This window comes from Chryseobacterium daecheongense, from assembly GCA_027920525.1.
GTDB lineage: Bacteria > Bacteroidota > Bacteroidia > Flavobacteriales > Weeksellaceae > Chryseobacterium > Chryseobacterium proteolyticum.
Window position 1 is genome coordinate 1,919,064 of record CP115858.1, and the last position, 25,540, is coordinate 1,944,603.

Consider the following 25,540-nt stretch of genomic DNA (forward strand, 5'->3'; position numbering starts at 1 on the left):
ATATTTTTATTTAATATGATTTAAAGCTCCATTTAATGACAATCTTTCTGACCATTGTAACTCATATGGCAGTTCTCTATCAGAGAATTCAATATGGATTACACGTCTTTTTCTTCCGTTCGTTGTCCTGTTTGAGCCATGAAGTATAAGTGGCTTCATAATCATAATTCCACCTTTGGAAACTTTGCAGATTTTTTCCGTTTCAAAATTCCAGTTAATGGTCTCTGGTCGGTAAATGCCTTTAGCATGAGATCCGGTAACAACTTTTAAAGCTCCATTCTCTTCGTCAGTATCATCCAGATGAATTCTGATGGTATAGATATTTTCAAGAATATTCAACGGCGGTTGAACAGCAAATTGATTTTGCTTTGTGGTCCACGGACCAAAATCAGGCAATTCCAGTTTTTTATCAACTGAAATGGTCAGATCCTGATGGTAAGCAACATACCAATTGGATTTTTCGGGCTTATCAAAATAAATGCTTTTTACAACAAAATAATGATCTCCGAAAATTTCTCTGATGATTTCTTTGACCTTTTCGTTGAAAACAGGTGTTACAATTTGAGGAATTTCTTTTAAAAACTGCCTTATTGCAAACAGATCCTCTGATTTTCTGAATGTTTCCCGGGATGTATCTATATTTTCAATAACGTTGGTTATAGCCTCAACTTCTTCATCCGAGAAAACATTGTTAATAACAGCAAATCCGTTTTTAACAACCTCACCTTTCAAAGTCTGTAAATGAAATCCGCTCATCTGAATCAGAATCAGTTACGCTTCTACAGCAGGATTTTCAAGCTGTCCCTCCCATTTGGATACTGCGGACGTAGCTAAAGCATTTCCTAATACATTTGTCATACTTCTTCCCATGTCACAGAAATGGTCAATAGGTAAAATCAAAGCAATTCCCTCCGGTGGAATTCCGAACATGGAACAAGTTGCCACAATAATTACCAGTGAAGCTCTCGGTACACCTGCAATTCCTTTAGAGGTAAGCATTAAAACCAAAAGCATCGTGATCTGCTGCCCCAGGGTCATCTCAATTCCATAGATCTGAGCAATAAATATTGAAGCAAACGTCATATACATCATACTTCCATCCAAATTGAATGAATATCCCAAAGGTAAGATGAAAGACACTACCCTGCTGTTACAACCAAATTTTTCCAGTTCTTCAACCAACTTTGGAAAAACAGCCTCAGAACTTGTTGTAGAAAAAGCAATAAGCAAAGGAGCTTTAATTCTTTTTAATAACTCAAACAAACGATTCCCTAAAATCAGATATCCGACCAATAGCAGCACCAGCCAAAGAACACCTAAAGCAAAGAAGAAATCTCTGAGATAAACTGCATATACTTTAAAAATTTCAAAGCCATTCACCGCTACCACAGCAGCAATAGCACCAAGTACACCCAATGGTGCAAACCACATAATATATCCTACCATTTTCAAAATGGCATGGGCCACAATATCAAATAGCTTTATAACAGGTTTTGCATATTCTTCACCCAGATTAGCCAGTGCAACACCAAACATAATCGAAAATACTACGATCTGCAATACCTCATTGGTTGCAAAAGCCTCAAATAAACTTTTCGGGATAACGTGCTTTACGAAATCTTCCAGAGTAAATCCTTTACTGCTTTTTAAAAGCTCTTCGGCTGAAGCAGCATCCTGAATCGGAAGTTTGGTAACATGCCCGGGTTCAAGCCAGTTTACCAACATCAACCCGATAAAAAGAGACATCAGCGATGCAGAGATAAACCATAACATTGCTTTTGTTCCTACTCTGCCTATCATTTTGATATCGCTCATCTTGGCAATTCCCACTACAAGAGTGGTAAATACCAATGGAGCAATGATCATCTGTACCAGCCTGATGAAAATAGTTCCGAGTAATTTAATATTTTTAGAAAAAGGTTCTGCACTTTCCGGATACTGTACGTGAACAATTCCTCCAATTCCTACACCCAAGATAAGTGCAATAATAATCGCTATAAACAGCTTATTTTGTCCTTTCATATAAATAATTCAACTTGCGCAAATATAATAGTTTTTAAATTGTGTGCTATTACTTATTAAATTGGACATAGTTAAAATTAAAATACTGGTTTTAAAAACTTTGTAAAAAAATTAAGAAACATTTAGTCAATTTTTAATCATTTGGTATAAATTTTATTGTTACATTTATAGTATCAATACATTAAATTAAATATACAACTATGAAAAAAACTATTGCAATGGCTGCCTTAGCTCTGGCAGTATCGTTCGGTGCTATTTCTTGTAAAAAGAAAGTTTCTGATGCTGATCTTCAGACTCAAGCTACCACGATTGTAACGTCCAACCCAAGTGCTTCCGTTGAAGTAAAAGATGGTGTAGCCCACCTAAGTGGAACATTTCCTGATCAGGCTTCTAAAGATGCAATGATCAAACAACTAAAAGCAGTAAATGGTGTAAAAGACGTTATGGATATGGCGACTATTGCTCCTGCAACTCCTCCGGTTGAAACGCAATCTGCAGTAGATCCGGCAGTTCAGAAAAAAGTTCAGGATGCTGTAAAAGATTTCCCTTCTGTGAAAGTAGAAGTTGTAAACGGTGAATTAACGCTTACTGGAAACGTTTCTAAAGAACAGGCTAGAAAAATCAAGCAATCTGTGGATGCTTTGAAAGCAGGAAAAGTAAATTATAACTACACTGTAAAATAATTTAAAATGAGCACATTACAAGATAAATATTCAAGTGTAATTTCAGCAGCTCAGTCTGCAGGAATTTCAAACCTTCAGGTTCAGGAACAGGATGGAATTTTATACATCTCAGGAGCAGCTTCCAATACTGCAGCAAAAGATGCTGTGTGGAATGCTTTGGGGACTATCGATTCTACTTACTCCGCTTCCGATATTAATGTAGATGTACAGGTTGCAGGTCTTGCATCAGGAGCAGCGCTTACAGTGGCTACTGAAGATTCAAACCTGAACATCAGACAAGAGCCTTCTACGGAAGCTGCTGTTGTAGGAAAAGCTTCTAAAGGTTCTTCTGTAACTTTAATTGAACAGACTTCAGACGATTGGTGGAAAGTAAAAACTGCCGACGGACAAGAAGGATATGCTTATTCAAGATATTTGAGAGCTTAATTCATGACAATAAATATTGAATCCCTGAAATTTCTTTCAGGGATTTTTTTTACTTTTGAGTCGAAAAAGTAATAAATGAAGAAAATTTTGCTGGTATTGATTATTTTGATCAATACTGCGATCTTAAACGGTCAAAAACTCGCCATCGATGGAAAAGTGATGGATTTTGAAAAAAAGCCTGTAGAAAACGCCACCGTTTATCTTCTCAAACAAAAAGATTCTTCCATTATCAATTATACCCCCACTAATAAAGAAGGTAAATTTTCTTTAAAAACGGATCCGTCCAATGAACCTACCGTTCTGAAAATTGATGCTGAAAAATTAGTATCCTATTCTAAAAATATAGAGAAAATAAATCAATCGCTCTCATTAGGCTCTATTGAACTGGAAAAAAATTCTGTTTTTAATATTGAAGAGGTGAAGCTTACTGTTTCTCCGGTAAAAATTAAAAAAGACACTATCGAATTTAATGCATCCTCGATCAAAGTACGGCCTGATAGTAAAATCGAGGAACTGCTTAAACAGATTCCCGGAGTTGAAATCAGTAACGAAGGAAAAATTACAGTAAACGGTAAAGATGTGGATCAGATCATGATCAACGGAAAACCTTTTTTCGATAAAGACGGCAAAATTGCATTACAGAATCTCCCGGCAGATATCATAAAAAATATTCAGTTTACGACTACTAAAACCAAAGAGGAAGAGCTCAATGGAAAAACGGCAAAATCAAACAATACAACCATCAACTTCAATATTGACGAAAAGAAAAACAAAGGACTTATTTCCAGGTTAACTCTGGGCTATGGTTCTGATAAACGTTATGAAGGAAGCGGCCTTATAAGCTACTTTAAAAAGGACACGAAAATAAGCCTGCTGGCTTCATCCAATAATATTAATTCCCAGGGCTTTTCTAATGATGAGGTCTTTGACAGCATGGGACGTGGAAGAAATTCCTGGATGATGCAGGGAGGAAGCGTAATGACGGTAGGAGGCAATACGTATTATTCCCAGGGAGGAGGCAACACCAGAGGAATCCAGAGGTCTACAACGATAGGATTTAATTATAGTGATAAATTGGGAAAAGATGCAGACCTTGAGACGATGAGCTTCATGCATTCGAATAATAATCTGAAAACACGATCTAAAGTTTCAAGAACAACCTTACTTCCGGATTATACCTTAAAAACCAACTCCGAAAGCAGTGGAGAAAGCGAAAACAGACAATATAATTTTGATACTGCTGCACGGATTAAATTAGATTCGTTAACCAGTATTTACATTTCACCTTCATTTTCCAGAAGCGAAGGATCTAATTTTAATAATTCAAAATCATCCACTTTCAGGGATAATACCCTTCTCAACGAAAGTGATGCTTACACAAGTACAGATTCTGAGAGCAATTCATTCAATCCGAATATCTATTTTTCGAGAAAGTTCAGAAAAAAAGGGCGCGTTGTATACGCCAACATCAACAGCAATATTTCGGAATCTAAAAGTAATAATTTAAACCAGTCCAGGACTGTATTTTATCAGAACAACGGGACTAATGATGACAGAAACCAGCTCGCTAAAAATAAAACACAAAACAGCAATTACCGTTTTAGTACAGGATATACGGAACCTCTTTCGGATTCTGCTACCGTAAGCCTTAATTTAAATTATGAAGCAAAGATCTCCGGAGCTGAGAGAAACGTTAATGACTTTGATGCCAATACCGGGCAGTACTCAAAATACAACTCTGTTCTTTCAAACAGCATGGATCAAAAAATTAATCAGCTTTCCCCGGAGTTGAGTTTTGAGCTCAATAAAAACAAAATCAACATCTGGTCTTCAGTGAATCTTCAGATTTCCGATATGAAAGTGAACTCTGTTTTTAATGATCAACAATATAACCTTCAGAAGAGCTTTATCCTTCCCAGCTATAATCTTAACCTGCAATATCAATTTTCCCAGAATAAAAGGTTAAGCCTCTACAATTATGCTGACTTTAATATTCCAAGTGCTGAGCAGCTAACTCCTTATGAAGACCTTTCCAATCCTTTAATTACCTACAAGGGAAATCCGGATCTTAAAAATACCTGGACCAACAGAACCTATCTTTACTTCAGTAATTATAATATGGTAAAAGATATCAATTATTATGTGAATATTGGATTTACCTACGGAAATAATGATGTTACCAATTATTCCTATTATGATAATTCGGGAAAACAGTTTGTTACGTATGCCAACATAAGTGGTAATAAAAATATCAACCTTGGTGGTGGATTCAGTAAAAGTTTTAAATGGAAGGAAAATAAGCTTGTGATTAATCCAAGAATTAATACGAGTTACAGCTATAACAGAGGTTTTATCAATAGCCAACAATTCAGCAGCGGGTCATACAGTATTAATCCCGGATTAAATCTTACTTATGAAGTTAAAGACAAGCTCACCATAAAGCCCTCCTACTCAATCGGATACAACTTTTCTAACTACACCAATTATAGTATTGAAAAAGTTCAAACCACCAATCAGGTATTAAAACTCCAATTAACCAATTATCTTTTTAAAAGCAATCTTGTTTTTGGAAATGATTTTGAGTACAATACAAATTCTAATATTGCTCAGGGATTCAAACGCGATTTTTATTTCTGGAATACAAGCTTCGGATACTCTTTTTTCAAGAAACAGCTTACTGCAAAAATTAAAGTATATGATGTTTTGAATCAAAATCAGAGCGTAAGAAGAACCATTACCAATTCATATTTTGAGGATCGGGATGACCTTATCCTGAAACGTTATGTTATGTTCTCCTTAAGCATGAAGCTGAATAAGTTTGCAGGAAAAAAGATGCGTAATCAGTAACCATAGGACGATAATATATAAAAAAAGGCCGAATTGATTCGGCCTTTTTTATTATTTGGCAGTAATGGGTAATATTTATCGTGGTAAACGCGTTTTTATTTTTAAATTAGCTTCAAATTTTATTTATGAAAACCCATATTTCCATTTTATTTATTTTCATTTTCATTTTGGGTAATGCACAAAATGCATCACAAAAGGACAATTTTGTGAAAGATAATTTTACCAAACAAGAATTTTATATTCCCATGCGTGATGGTGTTAAACTTTTCACAGCAGTATATATTCCTAAAGATATAACCAATAAAAACAAATATCCGTTTCTGATGCAGAGAACCTGCTACAGCATTGCACCTTATGGTGAGAATGAATATAAAACTAAAGTAGGCCCTAATCAGTACCTGATGAAGGATAAATATATCTTTGTATACCAGGATGTCCGCGGAAGATATATGAGTGAGGGAACTTTCACGAACATGACGCCTCAGGTAGAACGTCAATCGAAAAAAGATGTCGATGAAAGTACGGATACCTATGATACGATAGAATGGCTATTGAAAAACGTCAAAAACAACAATGGAAAGGTAGGTCAATTTGGAACTTCTTATCCTGGTTTTTATACAGCTGTAGGGATTTTAGCGGATCATCCGGCACTGGTTGCATCATCACCTCAGGCACCTATTTCCGATTTCTGGAATGACGATTTTCTTCACAACGGAAAATTTATGCTGGGATACTTCAGAACCTTCCCTGTTTTTGGGGTTCAGAAGACCAAAGCTGAAAAACAGGCATGGTACATGGATACTTTTGTAAAGCAGACATCAGAAGACGGACTGAAATTCTACAGGGAAATGGGAACCTTAAAGGACGGCTATAACAAATACTATAAGAACAACTTCTTCATGACCGAAATAATGAACCATCCCAATTATGATGAGTACTGGCAGAAAAGAAGCCTTTTACCTCATCTTAAAAATGTTAAGCATGCAGTAATGACCGTTGGAGGATGGTTTGATGCTGAAGATTTATCAGGTCCTTTGAATATTTATAAAGCGATAGAAAAATCCAGCCCGAAAGCAAAAAACACCATTGTTATGGGACCTTTTTCTCATGGCGGATGGTCACAGGAAATGGGAAAACATTTCCATAATGAAATTTATTTCGGGGACAGCCTCGCTACCTATTACCAGAAGAACATCGAGACACGGTTTTTTAATCACTACCTGAAAGGAAATACCAAAGAAGATGCAGGACTTCCTGAAGCTATGATGTATGATACAGGAGCAAAACAGTGGAAAGAATTTGCATCCTATCCTCCAAAAGATGCTAAAAAAGTTAATTTCTACCTGGCTGACGGAACATTAAAAAGTACTTCTCAACAAGGTTTTTCAGAATATTATAGCGACCCGAATAATCCGGTATTAAGCTCAACAAGCTTAAAGGATTTTAATGGATTTACTCCCAGAAATTATATGTCGGAAGATCAAAGGTTTGCGGAAGGAAGACCCGATGTTGTTACTTTTACAACAGATGCTTTATCAGAAGACATGACTTTCGCGGGAGAGATTATGGCAAAATTAAACATCGCCTCTACTTCCACAGATGCTGATTTCGCTGTAAAACTCATTGATGTATATCCGGAGGATTTCAAACCTGTTGAGAAAAAAGACGGTGTTGTGTATGGTAATTATCACCAGATGGTAAGAAGTGAAATTATGCCTGCGAGATTCAGAAACTCAAGGGAAAAAGCCGAAGCTTTAGTTCCTGGTCAGAAAACAGCGGTTCAATTCAGACTTCAGGATGTGGTTCATACGTTTAAAAAGGGACATAAAATCCAGATCCAGATCAGCAGTACATGGTTCCCGCTCTTTTCTGTAAATCCACAGAAATTCATGGATAATCCGAACATGGCTTCTAAAGAAGATTATACCAAAGCATTCATAAGAATTTATAATGACAGCTCAATTGAAGCTGAGGTGATAAAATAAAAAAATCGGGTGACTTCAAGAACTTTAGTCACTTCTCTTCTAATACTTGTAGTATGGTTTTATAATAAAGACCATTGTTTATAAACAAAAAGGTGGCTTCGAAAATCTCAGCCACCTTTTTTTTATTCTTCAATCGTTCTGAACGTTAGGTTTATTCTTGGAGTTTTTACCTTTGTAGTTGGGGGAAGCCTGTGGAGCCAGTTATCCTGTGTTATTCCTTTCATTACCAATAGGCTTCCGTTTTGTAAGAAAATCTCCACTTTCTCTTTGGTTTGTTTGTGTTTAAACAAAAATTTCCGTTCCGCTCCAAAGGTTACCGATGCAATGGCACCATGCTTTTTCAGGTCTTTTTCACTATCACTGTGATAAGCCATCCCTTCACTGCCGTCATGATATAAATTGAGAAGACATGAGTTATAGGTTTCTCCTGATATTTCCTCACACTTTTTCTTTAATTCCAATAGCTCAGGCGTCCATAGCGTCGCATACTTGGTTCTGTTGGAATAGGTATATTCAAATGCTTTTTCCCCGAACCACGCCACTTTTCTTTTGGTTAGAATAAGTTTACCAAAAATAATGGCTTCGTCATTTTCCCAGGGAATCTGATTCAAAAGATAGTTATAATAGAAATCGGATTTTTCTTTAGAGAAAATGGTTCCGTAATAATTAACCGTTCCGTCTTTGGGAAGGATATTGACCGGAAAATCATATATTTCTTCAAATAAACTCATTCCTATTTTTTTATGGCACGGATACACATGAAAGCCGGAAACTCATTTAGTTCTTTAAAATGTTTCGGATCCAGTTTTTCAAATTCTTTTGTAGGTTTTGGTTCAACCAGTTTATCAATATAAAAACCATTGTCTGTAAGCGGAGTGATGCATTCACTAAGAGGTCTTCTGAAGCTGTTAATTTCAACAGGTTTCCCGAATCCGTTCCATATACAATTTACATGTTCAATTTCGAAATATTTTTCTGAATGAAAGTAATTGTATTCAAAAAATGGATGCTCAATCGATATAACAAGACTACCATCAGGTTTCAAAACCCTGCAAAATTCTTGAATGGTAAAATTCCAATCCTCTATATAATGAAGCGCTAATGCACAAATAACAGTATCAAAGCTTCGATCCTCAAACATTTCAAAGGGTAAAGATAAATCGTGGACGAAAAAATCTTTTTCATTATTATTTCTTTCACGTGCCAGCATGACCATTTTCTGACTGATATCAAAACCTTTTACTGTCGCTCCCTCAGATATTAGGATTTCAGCATATTTCCCCGGACCACAAGCCGCATCAAGAATAAATTTACCCTTTACCTCCGAAATAAGCTCCAATGTATTCGGTCTGTCATAATAGGCATTATGTGGTTTGTGATCGATCAGCTCATTATATTTCTCAGCGATCTCCTCATAAGCAGATAAGATTTTATGTTTGATCATGATTGTATCCTTTGATTTCTAGATTGAATCTATTGCATTGGAAGTGCGTGAACTTTCCCAACCGATAATAAGTTGTTTTCTGTCTTTTCCCCAACGGTAACCGCCCATGTTCCCTGATGATTGAATGACCCTGTGACAAGGTATAAGAAAGGCTACAGGATTGCTTCCAATAGCTGTTCCTACTGCTCTGGAAGCTTTAGGATTGCCTATTTTCCCGGCCAGATTACCATAAGTAGACAGTTTTCCCATAGGAATTGTCAGAAGGCTTTCCCAAACTTTTAACTGAAAATCAGTGCCCTTAAGGTGAAGTTTTACGGTATTTAACTTGTTCCAGTCTTTACCGAAAATAGACAAGGCATCTTTTTGAAACTGATCCTGCTTCTCATAAAAAGAAGCATTAGGAAACTGGGCTTTCAGATTTCCTAATGCCATTTCTTGATTATTTTCAAAGGCCAGATGGCAAATTCCTTTTTCGGTAGAAGCTACCAGAATGTTTCCAAATGGACTTTCTGAAAAACTATGGTTAATTCTCAGGCTTTTTCCGCCATTTTTAAACTCAGCCGGAGACATTCCTTCTATTTTTACAAATAAATCATGAAGCCTGCTTGTACTGGAAAGCCCGGTCTCATAAGCAGCATCAAATACGCTCAATTTCTCTTCCTTCAAAAGACTTTTGGCATGTTCTATACTGATGAACTGTAAAAATTTTTTCGGACTTGTTCCTGCCCAATCTGTAAAGATTTTTTGAAAATGGGTAGGACTAAGATGCACTTTTTCTGCTACTTCTTCCAGGCTCGGCTGAAGTTTAAAATTACTTTGGATATACTCTATCGCTTTAGCGATTCTGTTGTAATCTATTTGACTTTGTGTAGACATATCTTTGTATTTTATCTCACAAATTTCCAAAGAAAATCCCGCAGAAAAAATCCGATTCTTGTGGAATTTTAATCCTGGCTGATGTGATAATAAGCTAACATTTTGTAATATAGTTTAGCGGCAAGGAATGCGCTTGGCTTAGCCATCGGAGAATCCATCAATTCCACAATATCAAAAGCTACAACATTACATTTTTCAAATACTTTTCTTAATAATTCCAACGTTGGATACCATTGCAGACCTCCGGGTTCTGGTGTTCCGGTAGATGGACAGATAGATGGGTCAAAAGCATCCAAATCGATTGTAATATATACATTTCCGGAAACTTTTTCTAAAACATCATTGATCCAGTTATCATTGACAGCAATTTCATGTGCAAAAAATACTCTTCCTTCAGGTAAATACTGGTATTCTTCAACATCCATTGAACGGATACCCACCTGAACCAGGTTGTGCTTCTGATTAGCTTCAAAAACAGCACATGCATGATTGGAAGTAGAACCATGGAATTCAGGACGTAAATCCGTGTGAGCATCCAGTTGTAATACTGTTAAATTATCATATTTCTCACCTACTGCACGGATCGAACCAATAGAAACGGAGTGTTCCCCTCCAAAAAGGGTAAACAACTTTCCTTCATTCTGCAAAAGCTCTTTTGTTTTTTGATAAACGGCCTCGGTCATCGCTTCAGGTGTAGCATTTTCAGATACTTCTCCGGCAAGATAAACACCATCAAGGTAAGGCTCGGTTCCTGTCTCTATGTCATAAAGCTCCATGTTTTCAGAAGCATTAAGGAATAATTCAGGACCTTTATCCGCTCCTTTACCCCATGTTGAGGTTCCGTCGTAAGGAACGGTAACCAACATTACTTTTGAGTTTTCTAATGACGCATTTTCTTCAGGAATTCCCGCGTATGTTTTCATGTTTTTATTTAAAAATTAAATGATTTAAAATTTGAAATACTTCCCGCAAAGATACAAAGAAGTTGGAAGCCGGAAGCAAGAGAAGGGAAGTTTTTGAAGGTATCAAACAAACCCACAGCCTCTATAAAATTCTAACTTCTTCCATCTCCTCTAAAATTCACTACCTTTGCAAAAAAAATCAAATATGTCCTTAAAAGCGGTGCTTTTTGATATGGATGGGGTAATTGTAGATACAGAACCATTGCATAGAAAAGCTTACTTCAAGATGTTCGAAGATCTTAAAATTCAGGTATCTGAAGAACTTTACACTTCATTTACCGGAGCTTCCACCAAAAAAGTCTGCGAAACATTAATTCAGATATTCGGGCTTAACCATACTTATCAGGAGTTGACCAATATAAAAAGGGATTATTTTAAAGATTACTTCTATAATGATGCCGATTTTGACCTTATTCCCGGGGTGAGAAAACTGATAGAACATTACTATGAAAATAATATTCAGCTCATTGTAGCCTCTTCCGCAAGTATGGTAACCATCAATATGGTTTTTGAAAAATTCGGACTTGAAAAATATTTCAACGGGAAAATCAGTGGTGCTGAGTTAAAAGAATCAAAACCTCATCCTGAAGTTTTTCTTTTGGCAGCCCAGCTGGCTGAACAGCCGATAGAAAACTGCCTGGTAATTGAAGATTCTACCAATGGAATTCTGGCCGCTCATAATGCTAAAATTTTCTGTGCCGCCTATAAAAGTGAACATTCCCATAATCAGGATTATTCCCTGGCTAACATTACCATCTCAGATTATACTGAACTGGAATTAGATAAAATCTCAGATTATTTTAAATAAAAAAGGTTCTCGATCGAGAACCTTTTTTTATATTGATCCGTCTCCGAGAGGAGCGCTAGTATCCCAAAAGTTTTAAAACATCTTCCGGCTCCTGTCTTTCACGGAATATTTCATATTGAAACTCTCCGTTTTCATCTTTCTGAATCAGAATATGTCTTGGCTGAGGCATTAAGCAATGATGCACTCCTCCGTATCCTCCAATCGTTTCCTGATAAGCTCCTGTATGGAAGAAACCAATATATAAAGGTTTTGTATCACTGAAAACAGGCAGGTAGATTGCATTGGTATGCTGTTCGGAATTATAATAATCATCCGAATCACACGTTAAGCCTCCCAGAAATACTCTTTCATAAGTATCTTCCCAACGATTCAGAGGAAGCATGATAAAGTGTCTTGAAATCGCCCATGTATCAGGAAGTGTCGTCATGAATGAAGAATCGATCATGTTCCACTTCTCTCTGTCGTTCTGACGTTTTTGCGAAATAATTTTATAGAGGTTAGCTCCACTTTCTCCTACCGTGAAACTTCCAAATTCAGTATAAATATTCGGTTCCTCTACTCCCTCTTCTTCACAGAATTTTTTAATCTGGGAAACGATCTCTTCAACCATATACTGGTAATCGTAATCAAAGTTCAAAGAAGTCTTAATCGGGAAACCTCCTCCGATGTTCAAAGAATCCACCTCCGGAGCAATTTTCTTCAAACGTGCATATACACGAAGACATTTATATAATTCATTCCAGTAATACGCAGTATCTTTGATCCCTGTATTGATGAAAAAGTGAAGCATTTTCAATCGCGCATTCGGGTGTTCAGCAATTTTTTGACTGTAATAAGGAATAATGTCTTTATATCCTATTCCTAATCTGGATGTATAAAATTCGAATTTCGGTTCTTCCTCGGAAGCAATTCTGATCCCTATATCAAAAGTAGTATCGATACTCTCTGTAAGTTTGTCTAGTTCCCTGTAATTATCAAGGATCGGAGTAATATTTTCAAAACCATTATTAATCATCTCCGAAATTTTTGCCAGATAATCATCTGTTTTGAATCCATTACAGATTACTTCAATATTTTTATCTACTTTACCTTTTTTGTAAAGAGACCTTACAATATCCATATCATAAGCGGAAGATGTTTCAATAGAAATATCATTCTTCAGAGCTTCTTCAATAACAAAATTAAAATGACTGGATTTCGTACAGTAACAATATCTGTAATTTTTCTTATATTCGATTTTCTCAAAAGCCTCCTTGAACCAGCCTTTTGCTTTCTGAATATTCTGAGAAATCTTCGGGAGGTAACTAACCTTTAAAGGAGTTCCAAACTTTTCAACAACATCCATCAAAGGAATATCGTGAAACAACAAATTGTTTTCAGAAACGTTAAATTCTTCTGTTGGAAAATATAACGTCTGATCAATAAGTTCCGAGTATTTTATTTTCATTTTTTAGCAAGTGAATTAAGAATGCAAAATTGCTAAAAAAGTTTGATTTTTTGATGTTAAAATTATTATAATTTTATTTGATCTTCATGAAAGGCTCTATCGAAATCAGCACCCGCTAATTCACCGTTTATTAATATGTAAACTTACGAATATAGAATTGTCTTTTATCATCAGAAATCTCCAACACTTGTTGAATATATACATCTACAGAGCCGTATTTCTTATCAATTTCATTAAATGCAGAATCCAGATAATTCCTCTCTACCCAGCTGAGCTTTTCCAATACTTTGATATCCATTTTAGGATATAGAAAATGCAGGTTTCCAGCCAGCTTTAATCGCTTCATAACCATATCTTCCCTGTAGTTGTTAGACATCAGATAATCATTATAAATTGTTGCTTTATCAAACTTTAAAATGGTCAGAATAAGAGCCGTAATAATACCTGTCCTGTCTTTCCCTGCCGTGCAGTGATATAAAACAGGTTGATCTGAATCCAAAATTTCACTAATAATCTTTTTGATTGTTGCCGGATTTTCGGTTACATATTCACGATAAAAATCAACCATTCTTTTATCAGCATCGGCAGAATTTACCTTTCCCTTTAAAACCAGCTTCCTTGCTTGTGATAGCTGGTCTCCCTGATCTTCAAATGCTGAGTATTTTTTATAGCTAAGCTGAGCAGGTAGATGATCAGGCTTCAGACCGATTTCTTTTTCATTTCTGAGATCTATCACTTCCGCTATTCCCAGTTTTTTAATCGTGTCAAATGATTTTTTCTTCAGCTTATTAAGATGCCCGCTCCTGTAAAAAACACCTTTTCGTAATGTTCTCCCGTCAACATTTTTCATTTCTTCCAATGTCCGGAAATTATGTACTTTTTTCACTCCCGCATTTTCAGCCTGGCTTTTTCCATACTCGGGTGCAGTGAAGTTCTGTGTTTTACAGGAAAAAGCACAGAATAGCACAGTAAAACGGAATAGTATTTTAAGTAATTTCTTCAATATTCTAGAAAAATTAAGTCGATGTCGATACAAGATACAAAAGTTTCTCCGAATACTCAATTTCAAAGGTATTCAGCTTATCGTTCTAAAAACAAACATCAGCTTAATATATTGGTAGATAGTCTATATCATCGCGTCCTACAAAAAACAACAAATCGCCGGATTCATAGTGAACGGATACTTCATCTTCAACAGCAAAATTTCGGGTTCCGATCCTTGAAGTAATGCTTAAGCTACCATTTGTAAGAGGCCAGTTCAATCCTTTTGTCGTTATATTTTCCACAATAGGGAAAGGATATAAAGAAATCATTCTATTCTTCACCTTTTGCACTGTAAAATCTTTAGGAATAAAATAATATTCAGAAAATTCATCATAAAATTTTATCTCCAATCTGTCTTTAAAGGTATAAGCAACCGTAAGGTTTCCTAAGAAATGGTCCTGCTCTCCACCACTGGCCCCAAAAACATCTATAGCGTGAAATCCCTTATCCAAGATAATTTCCAGAGCTTTATGAAAGTCTGTTTTATCCTGATCCAGGGTGAGAATAAATTTTTCCTGATATACCTCTTCATCGGATCCTGTGTGTGAATCAAAATCACCGGAAATGAAGTCCAATTTATCTAAAGGAAATCTTTTCTCTTTTAAGTAATGAAAAGCACCATCCGTACATGCAATTAAATCATATCCGGATAGGTCAGGAAAGGATTTGGGAGGTTCTCCGTTAATAAAAAGTAATGCTTTATCTTTCATTCGGATTCCAGTATTCTTCCGGTTCGTTATTTAGTTTTGAAATATACCGGGCAAGAACAAAAAGATAATCTGAAAGCCTGTTGAGATATTTAATTAATTCAGGACGAACCTCTTCAGCTTCATTCAGGAAAACCAGAGAACGTTCTGCCCTTCTGCAAATTGTTCTAGCTGCATGAAGAAATGTCGCAGATTTTCCGCCACCGGGAAGTATAAAATATTGAAGAGGCTCCAGTTGGGTATCAAAATCATCCATCCAATGTTCTAATTCTTCAATCTCATTTTCTGAAATAATCAACGGAAGCCTGGATTTTCCATTGGCAAGCATTAATTTATCAACCGGAGTTGCTGCTTCAGAGCCCACTGTAAATAAATCAAACTGAATTTTCTTCAATTGCTTTAAAACCTCAACATCTTCAATATGACTTTTTGCAATGCCAATAAAAGAATTCAACTCATCGATATTACCATAACTTTCTACTCTGGCGCTGGCCTTGGAAACCCTTGTTCCTCCGTAAAGAGCGGTTTGGCCTTTATCTCCTGTTTTTGTATAAATTTTCATACGACTAAATTACTTTTTTAAAATTAGCTTTACAATACTTACGGGTTTGTTTCTTATCTTGTTTTGTAATTCTGCTAATAAAAAATGACCGGTAAAAACCAGCCATCTTCAAATTATTTATCTACCTCAACATATTGCAACACTGTCTTGTTTTTAGAATTATAAATAATGGTACTTTTATTGGGAAACCGCTTTAATTTATAATACTCGATACCGTTGTCATTCTTTATATCTTCTAAAATGCTTTTATCAATTGTATTTTCAGGCAGGAACTTTTCAATAAAACTTATTTTATCTACTATATTTTGTCCGTCTACCCTTCGGGCTGCCTTATCGGACCGGGTTTCATCCGTTGTAGGTTGAGACTCCAGAAATGGAATGATATCTTTTTTGTCTGCTTTATACTTAAAAATATATCCTGTAGTGCCATTTGGAAATACAAACTTTTTCCCGTTTTCATCGGATACAACAGCTTTCCCTGAACCAGGAAAAACCTGATTAAATTGAACATCTTCAGAATTTGTCAGGGACTTGATGGACTCATTCACGGTCTTTTTCACCCTCTCTTCCACTGCCTGCTGGGTCCTTTGCTTTACTGTTTCGGTTGTTTCCTGTACAGTCTGATCTATTTTATCACTGATTTTATTACACGATAGTAGTGACAAAGCACTTGTAATTCCTAAAATTAGCTTCTTCATTTCTCTGAAATTATAAATAATACCCGGTACATCTCTCTTTTAAACGTAAAAAACGCAATGATATTTTAGGAGAAAAAAATATTTTTAATGCCTCAAATCCTACTGACAAACTGTTGTCATAACCTGCTCTTATCTTTGTATCAACAATAACAAATTAAACAAAAATATTATGGCAACTACAGCAACAGCAACAAAACAGTTTATGACATCAGACCAATTATTAGAGCACTGGCAAGGACACAGAAATCTGACCAGAAGAGTAATTGAAGCGTTTCCTGAAAAAGAATTATTCGAATTTTCTGTAGCAGGTATGAGACCATTTGCTAAACTGGCAGTTGAGCTTATTAGCATTGCAGGACCGGCATTAAAGGGAATCAATGAAAAAAACATGGAGGCATATAACGAAGAGGGATTCAACCCTAAAACAAAAGAAGAAATACTGAAAAAATGGGACGAAGAAACAGAAGTAATCAACCATTATTTTAATCAGATTTCTGAAGAGCGTATGCAGGAAACATTCAATCTGTTTGGCCAATATGAATTTCCGGTATATCAGAATATCCTATATTTTATCGATAATGAAATCCATCATCGTGGACAAGGTTATGTTTATCTAAGATCATTAGGAATTGAACCTCCGTTTTTCTGGGAGAGATTTTAATTCTGTTTAAAAATATTTTTCTTCTATCAAATTATTAAATTTAGTGAATGCAAAAGCTTTCAGATTCTCTGAAAGCTTTTGTTTTTTAACCCGGCAAAATATTTTTAAAGAAAGTAATAATGTTCTCTTTTAACTGGGCGAAGGCACTTGAGGCTCCAAATTCTTTGTTATCATATCCTATAGGAAATCCCTTGGCAACATACTCATTATTTTTATTTAAAGTAAGCACCTCAAAATCATCATTTACTTTACCCAGCTTATCTGTATGAATATCCAAATATTTTATGGAGGCCTGTTTTGAAAAATCGAGTTGAGTAATATCAATTGTTTTAACTTCTTTCTTAAGGTCGGACCGGAAATAAAGATTCATCTTCTTGACATCAATAACGGTCTGCCATTCTCCCGCATATACAGAATTAAGAACATTCCAGGCATATTCTACAGGCTTTTTATCATACTTATAACTATAAAGCATATAGTAAGCTTTACTATATCTGTCTTCCCATTTATTTTGCTGACCAAGATCAAATTTTTCATTACCTCCTAAAAAATCAAACCTTTGAACCCGTTCAATATCTTTCTTATACTGATTATTGCATAGAAGAGGCATAGGCATATCCTTTCCTGTAAGCACCTTATACTTTCCATTTAGCAAAGCTATAGTTGCTGTATTTCCTTTAGCATCAGTAACGAAGAAGTGGCTTCCTCCGGCACTAGGCCACCAATCAATATTAGGACCGCCATTCAAATGATCTATCACTTCCTGAACAGATTTATAATTATCCAACTGGTATTGAATCCATTGTGCCCAAAACATATTAGGCTGTGTGGGATTAAAAACTTTTGTGGTTTCCTCCAGAGAAAGTTCAACCAGAAAAAGACCTTTTTCATTTACACCGTAACAAGGGAAATCATAGCCTAGAAGATTAAAGGTTACAGAACCATATAATGATTGCCATTCCTTTTCAGCATTCAGATGTCGGGAGGTAAGATTTTCCCAGCTTATATTTCTTTTGGTAATCCCACGTTTATTGACGACGATCATCCCCGGCATTGTTTTCCAATTCTCATTGAATCCGATTACACAATAATCATTACCCTTTAATAAAAATGCTGAGCAGGCGGAAGAAATCCCGTAATGAAGAAGAGCCAGGAGCAGCATAGAACGCATCAATATAAATTTCATAATTAATCAGTTGGTTATTGTAATTTCGTAGAAATATTTGTGATCAGCTCACCAATTTTTGTTTTGAGTGTTTCTGGTTCCAAAACTACAGCGTAATCCGCAAATGTAATCAGCCATCTTGGAAATCCCTCTTTGATCCACTCCGTCTCAAAAGTCATCACAACTCCTTCATCGGTTTCAGTTTCGTCTATTAAACCATAGTATCTTTTAGAATTAACGAGATGCCCCATTATTTTCTTATCTACCAGCAATTTTACTTTGGTAACATCATTACCGGAATTTTTCCTATAATCATTAATTCCACCATACTCTTTTGAAAAAGGAATACTGGTTTTGGAAACCTGAAGAATCCGGTCTACCCTGAATTGTCTGAAATCCTGTCTTAACGTACAAAAAGCCATAATGTACCAATAATTAAATTCAAAAAATAAACCTACCGCTTCTATAATCCGGTTAGATACTTTTGAATCCATACTTCTGTATTCTATGGACAGTTGCATTTTTTCTGCAATACTTTCAAGGATCAGGGGGATCACATTTTTAACAGAATCCGTTGATTGAGCATGGTAATTAAAAACATCAACCTGCTTTTCTACTGTCTGTATTAAATTTTTATCGGAATGCCTCAGGACTGAACGCACTTTTTCCATAGCCGTCCGGTAATGAGAGCCCAAACTCTCGTGAGAAAACTTTTGCATCAGCTTTTCAGCTGTAATAAAGCTCAAAACTTCTTCTTTTGTAAACATGACAGGAGGAAGTTTATATCCGTCCATTAAAGAATATCCGCTACCCGCTTCTCCGACAATCGGAATCCCCGCATTTTCAAGTGTTTTTACATCCCGATAGATCGTTCTGATGCTTACTTCGAACTTTTCTGCCAGATCCTGAGCCCTTACCAAAGGTTTGGATTGCAGTTGAGTAAGAATTGCTGTTACCCTGTCAAGCTTTTTAAGATAATGGTCATTCATTTTATCCGGTCACTCTAAACTTTTATACAATAATTCCAGATATAGTAAAACCGACAATTTTACCTATATTTAGATATTCAAGAATCACATTTTATTACTAATGAGCTACACCAATTTCATCCAGACTATTGAAAGGATTTCAAATCCTGAACAGGCTGTCATTGATGAACTGATTTCAAAGTTAGAATTAAAAAATTACAGAAAAGGAGATTTTTTATTAAAATCTGATGAAACCTGTAAACATTTTTATTTCCTGCAAAAAGGACTGGTAAAATTGTTCTTTGATAATGGGGATAAAGATTTTATCATGACTTTTTTTGCTGAAAATTCTTTTTTTACGGAATTGAGCGGATTTCTTACCGGTAAACCATCCAAATATATGTTTGTAGCACTAGAGCCTGTGGAAGTATACTCCATTCGCAAATCTGTTGTCGACGACTTATGTAAAAAATACCATTCTGCAGAAACCCTTTTCAGTAAGCTATATTCAAAAGCACCTGTTAACATGATGGGTAGAATAAGTGAAATGCTGGAAGATGATGGCAAGAGGAGATATCATAATTTTCTGAAACAAAAGCCGGAACTTATCCAGCGTATCAGCCTGGGAGACCTTGCGGACTATATTGGCATTACCCAGGTTTCACTAAGCAGGATCCGTGCGCAAAAATGATTTTTTATCATTTGTAAAAAAATCTGAATTAATTGCAATCTACATTTGTCACATAATTAATCAAAAAAAACAAAATTATGTCACAAAGAATCAACGCATTTGCTATGGGAAATAAATCTGTAAATGCACTTCACACGATGGGATATCATGTAGAAAACTCATCTTTTGACAATGCCTTTCTGGAACTTCTTTATTTTCGTGTTTCACAGATGAATGGCTGTGCTTTTTGCCTGGATATGCATTCGAAACAATTAAGGGCAAAGGGTGAAACCGAGCAGCGAATATTTTTGGTAAGTGCCTGGAGAGAATGCCCATTCTACACAGAAAAGGAAAAGGCAGGTCTCTTATGGGCGGAAAAACTTACCGAACTGAACGGAAAAGAAATTGCGGATGCCCTATACCAGGAAGTAAGCAACCATTTTTCTGAAACAGAAATGGTGGATCTTACCATGGCTATTATCGCGATCAACAGCTACAATAGGATAAATATTGCCTTCGGAGCTGAAGTAGGCACTTATCAGGTTCCTCAAAAGAACTAAAAAACTTTTACATTAATTGAATGAAGCCTGTATTTCTTTTACAGGTTTCATTTTTTATCATATTAATCCTATTTAAAGGAATTCATCAATTTATCAAGATTCAGACTTCTGGCAGATGCTTCAAAAATTTCACGGTAAGTCCCGTTTTCCTGAACCAGTTCATTGTGCGTTCCACTTTCAACCACTCTTCCCTTTTTCATAACATAGATTTTATCAGAATCCAGAATCTGAGACAAAGAATGTGAAATAATGATTACTGTTCTTCCTTCTTTAATGGCATCTAACGAGTTTTTGATCTGTTCTGTTGCAATAGCGTCCAGGCTAGCAGTAGGCTCATCGAGAAAAATAATTGGCGGATTCTTAAGGAATAATCTCGCAATGGCAATTCTTTGTTGTTGTCCCCCTGAAAGCTGGGTAGCATCGTGGTTATACTGATCCGGTAGATCCTGGATCTGTTCATGGAGGTATGCTTTTTTTGCAGCTTCCCGGATTTCATCAAAACTGGCATTCATATTTCCATACCGGATATTATCTTCTATACTTCCCTGAAAAATATGATTTCTTTGAAGTACAAGACCTATATCATTTCTTAAAAATGTGTTATCAAAATCATTTAAATTGACATCATCAAGTAGAATATCTCCTGAATCCGGAAGGTAAAATTTACACAAAAGATTGATAATTGTGGATTTACCGGCACCACTTAATCCTACCAAAGCCGTTGTCTTTCCATTTTCAATTTTCATAGAAACATCATGTAAAGCTTTCGTTCCGTTTGGATAGGTAAAGTCTATATTTTTAAGTTCAAATGTTCCCTTAATTTCCCTTTCTACAAATGTCCCGTTTGGTTCTTTTTCATCGTCAGCATTTAAAATATCAAAGTAACCTTCAGCATAAATCATCGCATCATTCATATCATCATAAATACGGTGAAGCTGGCGTATCGGGGATGAAACATTATTGAAGAGCATAATATGAAGCATAATTGCACCAATTGTCATCTGCTGGTCCAGAACAAGATAAACGGTGAGCAAAATGATAAGTACAACCCCAAACTGTTCTATAAAAGTCTTAAGCCCATCATAAATAAAATTTGTTTTTCTGGTGAACATCTGGCTCTCCATTAATTGCATCTGAAGATCATACTGCTTTTTACCCTCGAATTTTTCACGGACAAAACTTTTAATCACCATAATCGAATTGATCAGGTTCAGAAGGCCCGAAGTCTTTTGCTCACGCTGGTTTCTCAGCTGCCTGCGAACCCCACCCAGCTTTTTAGCCTGTAATGAACTTATATAAAAATAAATAGGAACAATTATGGTGGATACCATGCCAACATATACATTTTGCATATACATGATGATCAAAGCAATGATCGCATTGGAAAAGAGAGGCAAAATATCTATGAAAAAATTCTGAACAAGCTTAGTGAGACTTTCAATCCCACGATCGATCCTGATCTGCAATTTTCCTGATTCGTGGTTTTCATCATTAAAATATGCAACCCGGTACGTCAGTATTTTATCAATAGCTGACTGAGCCAGAACAGAACTTACATTGATCCGGATCTTTTCCCCATAGAATTTCTGTCCGAAATTGATAAAAATATTCAACAGTTCTTTTCCCAGTAATATTATGGAAATCACTACCAACACATGAATTCCTTCCGACATAGGATGTGGAAGATGTGTTAGTAGGGTTACCTCGTCAACAGTATACTTCAAAACCAAAGGATTGACCTGGGCTGCAAGAGCTCCTAAAAACGTCAGGAATAAAGTTCCGTAAATCATCAAACGATAAGGCCTGATAAATGGAATAAGCTGTTTATATATTCCAAATAAAGTAACTGTTCTATTAAAAGGTTTCGCCATTATTATAAGATCTTTAGTAAAATTAAAGCTTTTTTAAAACAATCTATAAAAAAAGCCAGCATAAAAGCCGGCTCATTCTTTTGCTATAAAAATTTCTCTTTAATATCGGGTTTTCAAAACGATCTTTCCTAGTTCTAAAAGCTCATCCTGCTGGGTAAAGTGAACACGTCCTTTCTTCGAAAATACTTCCCATGCGATCATGGAAACAATATCATCAACAACTCCCTGTTCTTTAGAATCGTCAACATACTCAAATGTACGTTCATCAATCATTTTTACCGGCTGTTCATAATCCTGATGTACGATCAGCAGATCACCCCTTCCGTCCAAAGCGGCCTGGTAAATTTCCTGAAGATCCGTAAGAACCGTTCCATGAGACACCGCCTCTTTAACTTCCTCAATAGCCAATGCACGACTTTCTTTTTGTTTAGCCTTAATAATTTCATAAGCCTGCTCTACAATGTGATGCTCATCAGCAGATACATAATTTTTATTATCATGGCCAATATAGATCTTAGGAATGTCAGCAACTTCAAGAAGTTTACTATAATTATCCGCAGTACTAATAACAACTACGTTTAAATTTGATTTTTTGTAAATTTCAACAATGGATTTATCAACCCTGTTAAAATATTCTTTGATCTGATTATCTACCTGTTTGGAATCGCTTCTCACATCTGAATGGGTAATATAAAAGGGATTTTGGGGAAATGGAAACCCTTCCTCTCGGACTTCCCCGACAATAGAATCATTTAATGCTTCGTACAGCTTGGTACCGCTTTGCGTTAAAACTAAGATGAGATATTCCTGAGCTCTTACTGCAGCCTTGATCAGAGGCCTTACAGCAAACTTCTCCTCCACTTCTGTTACATTTCCTCTTGAAGCCCATGTAGATTTTATAATTTCTTCTGTGTCGTTCGACAAAAAAATATGCAAACTATCCAGATTGTACTGATGGTCAATTTTCCCTGCAATATGATCCAGCTTTTCCAAAACTCCTGCGGCAGGTCTTTTTCCGTACTCATCAATAACACGGTTTTCTGCTTCTTTGATGAGGTTTTTTAAAATGATTTCGTCTTGTTGGTTTTCAGGAAATGTTCTGTGGGTATTTAATGAAATACTTACACAAGGTTCATTTCTTTCATTGGCTAGTTTTTGTAATTTTTCTTGTAATGACATATTTGTATTTTTTATTAATAATGAAATTTAATGATTTATTTTATCATTTTAACACAATTAAATACAAAAACTAGGCCTTTAAAACAATTTAAAAGTGCTTTTCATATAAAATACGAAAAATATCAATTTAAAATTTATTCTATATTAAAAATTAGCTATTATTCTTTCTTGGAGAGTAATAATGTACTTTAAAAAATTTCCACCCTTTCTCCTAGGTATGTAAAATATCATATTTTAATTGTTGTATTTAAAATACAACAATTAAATATTTATAGTACATTTGTTTTATCATTAAAAAACGACAAGATGAATAATAAACAAAAAGCCTTAGTAAAGTCAACCGTTGCGGTTTTAAAATCAAACGGTGCAGATCTCACTCAATATTTTTACAACAGAATGTTCAACCATAATCCTGAGCTCAAAAATCTTTTTAACATGAGTCATCAGGCAAGTGGCAAGCAACAACACGCACTAGCCGGAGCAGTGCTTGCCTATGCTGAACATATTGAAAATCCAACTTTACTAATTAATATTTTAAGATCTATAGGCAATAAGCACGTCAGCCTTAATATAAAACCGGAACAATATAATATTGTAGGACTTCATCTGATCTCATCGATAAAAGAAGTTTTAGGAAAAGCGGCTACTGACGAATTATTGGAAGCTTGGACGCAAGCCTATCATGAACTTGCCCAAATAATGATTTCTATCGAAGACGAAATATATTGTTCTAACCTAAACAAAAATGGGGGATGGAAAGGTTGGAGAACATTCATCATCAGTAAAATCATACAGGAAAGCATGGAGGTTAAATCCTTTTATCTTAAGCCTAAAGATGGGCAGCCAATTGCAGAATACCTTCCCGGTCAATTCATATCTGTAAAAACATATATTCCATCACTGGGATATGAACAACCAAGACAATATAGTCTATCATCGGCCTTCACTCCTAAATATTACAGGATATCTGTAAAAAAAGAGAAAAATCAATTTAATCCGGATGGTATTGTATCCCATATCATGCATTCTAAGTTAGCTGGAGATGAAATAGAAGTGAGTGCACCTGCGGGAATCTTTCACATTAATCCTTTATCGGAATATCCTTTAGTGCTTATAAGTGGAGGGATTGGAATTACTCCCCTTTTAAGTATGCTGGAAACAAATGAAAATAACAATCGTAACCCTGTTGTATGGTTGCATAGTTGCAGGGATCAAGCTGTTCATGCCTTCAAAGATCATATTGACTATTTAGAACAAAATAATGAATGGCTCACCACCCACATCTTTTATGAAAATAAAAATAAAGAAGATGACCCGGCAATACATGAAGGAAGAATTAACCTCCATGCAGTGAAAGAAGAAATTCTTATTGACAATGCAAAGTATTATATTTGTGGTCCCGAAGCATTTATTAAAGTGCAGTACAATTCTTTGATGCAGTTAGGAATTGCCGGAGAAAATATTTTTTACGAAGAATTCGGACCTCAGCTCCTTCATTTAAATTAGCAATTAATGAAATTGAACCACTTTACTGATTATAGTTTGCGCGTTTTAATCTATTTAAATAAAAAAGATAAGGCTCAGTCCTGCTCATTGGACGAATTATCAGAAAAGTTGCATATTCTTCGCAATCACCTTATTAAAGTGGTTCAGTTTTTATCTCAGAAAGGATTTGTTATTACCAAAAGAGGAAAAAATGGTGGAATCATTATTTCTGATAAGGCCCGTACGACAGGGCTTGGTGATCTTATTCACCTACTTGAACAGGATGATAGTCCGATTATCAACTGCCAAAGTAAATCGTGCGTATTTATGTTTTATAACTGTCAGCTAAAATCATTTTTAGACATCGCCTATCAGGCATTTATCGATAGTATGAACAAGCATTATTTATCCGACCTTGTTTTTAATAATTGGGATATCATTTTTGCGAGCCAGCATACCAGTAATTAAAA

The 25,540-nt window shown here is 35.6% G+C and carries 25 protein-coding genes; 10 read left to right on the forward strand and 15 right to left on the reverse strand.

Features of this window, described 5'->3' with window-relative positions; genetic code table 11:
* Positions 1–6: 6 nt before the first annotated feature.
* Positions 7–756, reverse strand: coding sequence for a phytanoyl-CoA dioxygenase family protein (locus tag PFY10_08400; protein WBV58468.1), 750 nt, complete (start codon positions 754–756; stop codon positions 7–9).
* A gap of 15 nt (positions 757–771) precedes the next feature.
* The gene (locus PFY10_08405; GenBank protein ID WBV58469.1) at positions 772–2,022 is read right to left on the reverse strand and encodes a cation:dicarboxylase symporter family transporter; all 1,251 of its coding nucleotides are present in this window, start codon (positions 2,020–2,022) and stop codon (positions 772–774) included.
* A 200-nt stretch (positions 2,023–2,222) separates the two neighbouring features.
* Here PFY10_08405 and PFY10_08410 point away from each other — a divergent pair, with 200 nt between their 5' ends.
* The 4 genes from PFY10_08410 to PFY10_08425 all read left to right on the forward strand — a co-directional run bounded on the left by PFY10_08410 (position 2,223) and on the right by PFY10_08425 (position 7,963).
* A complete protein-coding gene (locus tag PFY10_08410) occupies positions 2,223–2,705 on the forward strand; it encodes a BON domain-containing protein (GenBank protein WBV58470.1) in 483 nt (160 codons plus the stop codon).
* Between the two features lie 6 nt (positions 2,706–2,711).
* Complete coding sequence (locus tag PFY10_08415) at positions 2,712–3,131, forward strand: SH3 domain-containing protein (protein ID WBV58471.1); 420 nt, start codon at positions 2,712–2,714, stop codon at positions 3,129–3,131.
* Positions 3,132–3,206: 75 nt separating this feature from the next.
* A complete protein-coding gene (locus tag PFY10_08420; GenBank protein WBV58472.1) occupies positions 3,207–5,978 on the forward strand; it encodes an outer membrane beta-barrel protein in 2,772 nt (923 codons plus the stop codon).
* A gap of 125 nt (positions 5,979–6,103) precedes the next feature.
* Entirely contained in the window at positions 6,104–7,963 is a 1,860-nt protein-coding gene (locus tag PFY10_08425) for a CocE/NonD family hydrolase (protein WBV58473.1), read from the forward strand.
* Positions 7,964–8,085: 122 nt separating this feature from the next.
* Here PFY10_08425 and PFY10_08430 read toward each other — a convergent pair whose 3' ends face one another.
* From PFY10_08430 to speB, 4 genes are all read right to left on the reverse strand, one after another.
* The gene (locus tag PFY10_08430; GenBank protein WBV58474.1) at positions 8,086–8,694 is read right to left on the reverse strand and encodes an alpha-ketoglutarate-dependent dioxygenase AlkB; all 609 of its coding nucleotides are present in this window, start codon (positions 8,692–8,694) and stop codon (positions 8,086–8,088) included.
* Positions 8,695–8,696: 2 nt separating this feature from the next.
* A complete protein-coding gene (locus PFY10_08435) occupies positions 8,697–9,407 on the reverse strand; it encodes a class I SAM-dependent methyltransferase (protein WBV58475.1) in 711 nt (236 codons plus the stop codon).
* Between the two features lie 18 nt (positions 9,408–9,425).
* The gene (locus tag PFY10_08440; protein WBV58476.1) at positions 9,426–10,283 is read right to left on the reverse strand and encodes a methylated-DNA--[protein]-cysteine S-methyltransferase; all 858 of its coding nucleotides are present in this window, start codon (positions 10,281–10,283) and stop codon (positions 9,426–9,428) included.
* Positions 10,284–10,351: 68 nt separating this feature from the next.
* The gene (speB, locus tag PFY10_08445) at positions 10,352–11,206 is read right to left on the reverse strand and encodes an agmatinase (GenBank protein ID WBV58477.1); all 855 of its coding nucleotides are present in this window, start codon (positions 11,204–11,206) and stop codon (positions 10,352–10,354) included.
* A gap of 184 nt (positions 11,207–11,390) precedes the next feature.
* On the opposite strand from speB, the gene PFY10_08450 reads away from it, so the two are divergent.
* Positions 11,391–12,053, forward strand: a complete 663-nt coding sequence (locus PFY10_08450; protein ID WBV58478.1) for an HAD family phosphatase — start codon at positions 11,391–11,393, stop codon at positions 12,051–12,053.
* 55 nt (positions 12,054–12,108) lie between these two features.
* On the opposite strand, the gene PFY10_08455 is transcribed toward PFY10_08450, so the two are convergent.
* The 5 genes from PFY10_08455 to PFY10_08475 all read right to left on the reverse strand — a co-directional run bounded on the left by PFY10_08455 (position 12,109) and on the right by PFY10_08475 (position 16,511).
* Entirely contained in the window at positions 12,109–13,500 is a 1,392-nt protein-coding gene (locus PFY10_08455) for an arginine decarboxylase (protein ID WBV58479.1), read from the reverse strand.
* A gap of 130 nt (positions 13,501–13,630) precedes the next feature.
* The gene (locus PFY10_08460; GenBank protein WBV58480.1) at positions 13,631–14,503 is read right to left on the reverse strand and encodes a tyrosine-protein phosphatase; all 873 of its coding nucleotides are present in this window, start codon (positions 14,501–14,503) and stop codon (positions 13,631–13,633) included.
* Positions 14,504–14,606: 103 nt separating this feature from the next.
* Complete coding sequence (locus tag PFY10_08465; GenBank protein WBV58481.1) at positions 14,607–15,254, reverse strand: thiamine diphosphokinase; 648 nt, start codon at positions 15,252–15,254, stop codon at positions 14,607–14,609.
* Positions 15,244–15,813 carry a cob(I)yrinic acid a,c-diamide adenosyltransferase gene (locus PFY10_08470; protein WBV58482.1) on the reverse strand — a complete coding sequence of 190 codons (570 nt, stop codon included), beginning with the start codon at positions 15,811–15,813 and terminating at the stop codon, positions 15,244–15,246. The genes PFY10_08465 and PFY10_08470 overlap by 11 nt, the downstream gene beginning before the upstream one ends.
* A gap of 113 nt (positions 15,814–15,926) precedes the next feature.
* Positions 15,927–16,511 carry a hypothetical protein gene (locus tag PFY10_08475; protein WBV58483.1) on the reverse strand — a complete coding sequence of 195 codons (585 nt, stop codon included), beginning with the start codon at positions 16,509–16,511 and terminating at the stop codon, positions 15,927–15,929.
* Between the two features lie 169 nt (positions 16,512–16,680).
* On the opposite strand from PFY10_08475, the gene PFY10_08480 reads away from it, so the two are divergent.
* Positions 16,681–17,172, forward strand: coding sequence for a DinB family protein (locus PFY10_08480; protein WBV58484.1), 492 nt, complete (start codon positions 16,681–16,683; stop codon positions 17,170–17,172).
* A gap of 85 nt (positions 17,173–17,257) precedes the next feature.
* On the opposite strand, the gene PFY10_08485 is transcribed toward PFY10_08480, so the two are convergent.
* Both PFY10_08485 and PFY10_08490 read right to left on the reverse strand, forming a co-directional pair.
* Positions 17,258–18,358, reverse strand: a complete 1,101-nt coding sequence (locus tag PFY10_08485) for a linear amide C-N hydrolase (protein WBV58485.1) — start codon at positions 18,356–18,358, stop codon at positions 17,258–17,260.
* A gap of 14 nt (positions 18,359–18,372) precedes the next feature.
* Positions 18,373–19,326: a YafY family protein gene (locus PFY10_08490; protein ID WBV58486.1), complete on the reverse strand. Its 954-nt coding sequence runs from the start codon at positions 19,324–19,326 to the stop codon at positions 18,373–18,375.
* Between the two features lie 100 nt (positions 19,327–19,426).
* Here PFY10_08490 and PFY10_08495 point away from each other — a divergent pair, with 100 nt between their 5' ends.
* Both PFY10_08495 and PFY10_08500 read left to right on the forward strand, forming a co-directional pair.
* A complete protein-coding gene (locus PFY10_08495) occupies positions 19,427–19,996 on the forward strand; it encodes a Crp/Fnr family transcriptional regulator (protein ID WBV58487.1) in 570 nt (189 codons plus the stop codon).
* Between the two features lie 77 nt (positions 19,997–20,073).
* Positions 20,074–20,535, forward strand: a complete 462-nt coding sequence (locus PFY10_08500; GenBank protein WBV58488.1) for a carboxymuconolactone decarboxylase family protein — start codon at positions 20,074–20,076, stop codon at positions 20,533–20,535.
* A 68-nt stretch (positions 20,536–20,603) separates the two neighbouring features.
* Here PFY10_08500 and PFY10_08505 read toward each other — a convergent pair whose 3' ends face one another.
* Positions 20,604–22,325 carry an ABC transporter ATP-binding protein gene (locus PFY10_08505; protein WBV58927.1) on the reverse strand — a complete coding sequence of 574 codons (1,722 nt, stop codon included), beginning with the start codon at positions 22,323–22,325 and terminating at the stop codon, positions 20,604–20,606.
* Between the two features lie 180 nt (positions 22,326–22,505).
* A complete protein-coding gene (locus PFY10_08510; GenBank protein ID WBV58489.1) occupies positions 22,506–23,585 on the reverse strand; it encodes a hypothetical protein in 1,080 nt (359 codons plus the stop codon).
* 306 nt (positions 23,586–23,891) lie between these two features.
* Here PFY10_08510 and hmpA point away from each other — a divergent pair, with 306 nt between their 5' ends.
* Both hmpA and PFY10_08520 read left to right on the forward strand, forming a co-directional pair.
* Positions 23,892–25,091 (forward strand): NO-inducible flavohemoprotein, encoded by a 1,200-nt coding sequence (gene hmpA, locus PFY10_08515; GenBank protein ID WBV58490.1) that lies wholly within the window; start codon positions 23,892–23,894, stop codon positions 25,089–25,091.
* Positions 25,092–25,097: 6 nt separating this feature from the next.
* Positions 25,098–25,538 carry an Rrf2 family transcriptional regulator gene (locus tag PFY10_08520; protein WBV58491.1) on the forward strand — a complete coding sequence of 147 codons (441 nt, stop codon included), beginning with the start codon at positions 25,098–25,100 and terminating at the stop codon, positions 25,536–25,538.
* Positions 25,539–25,540: the final 2 nt, after the last annotated feature.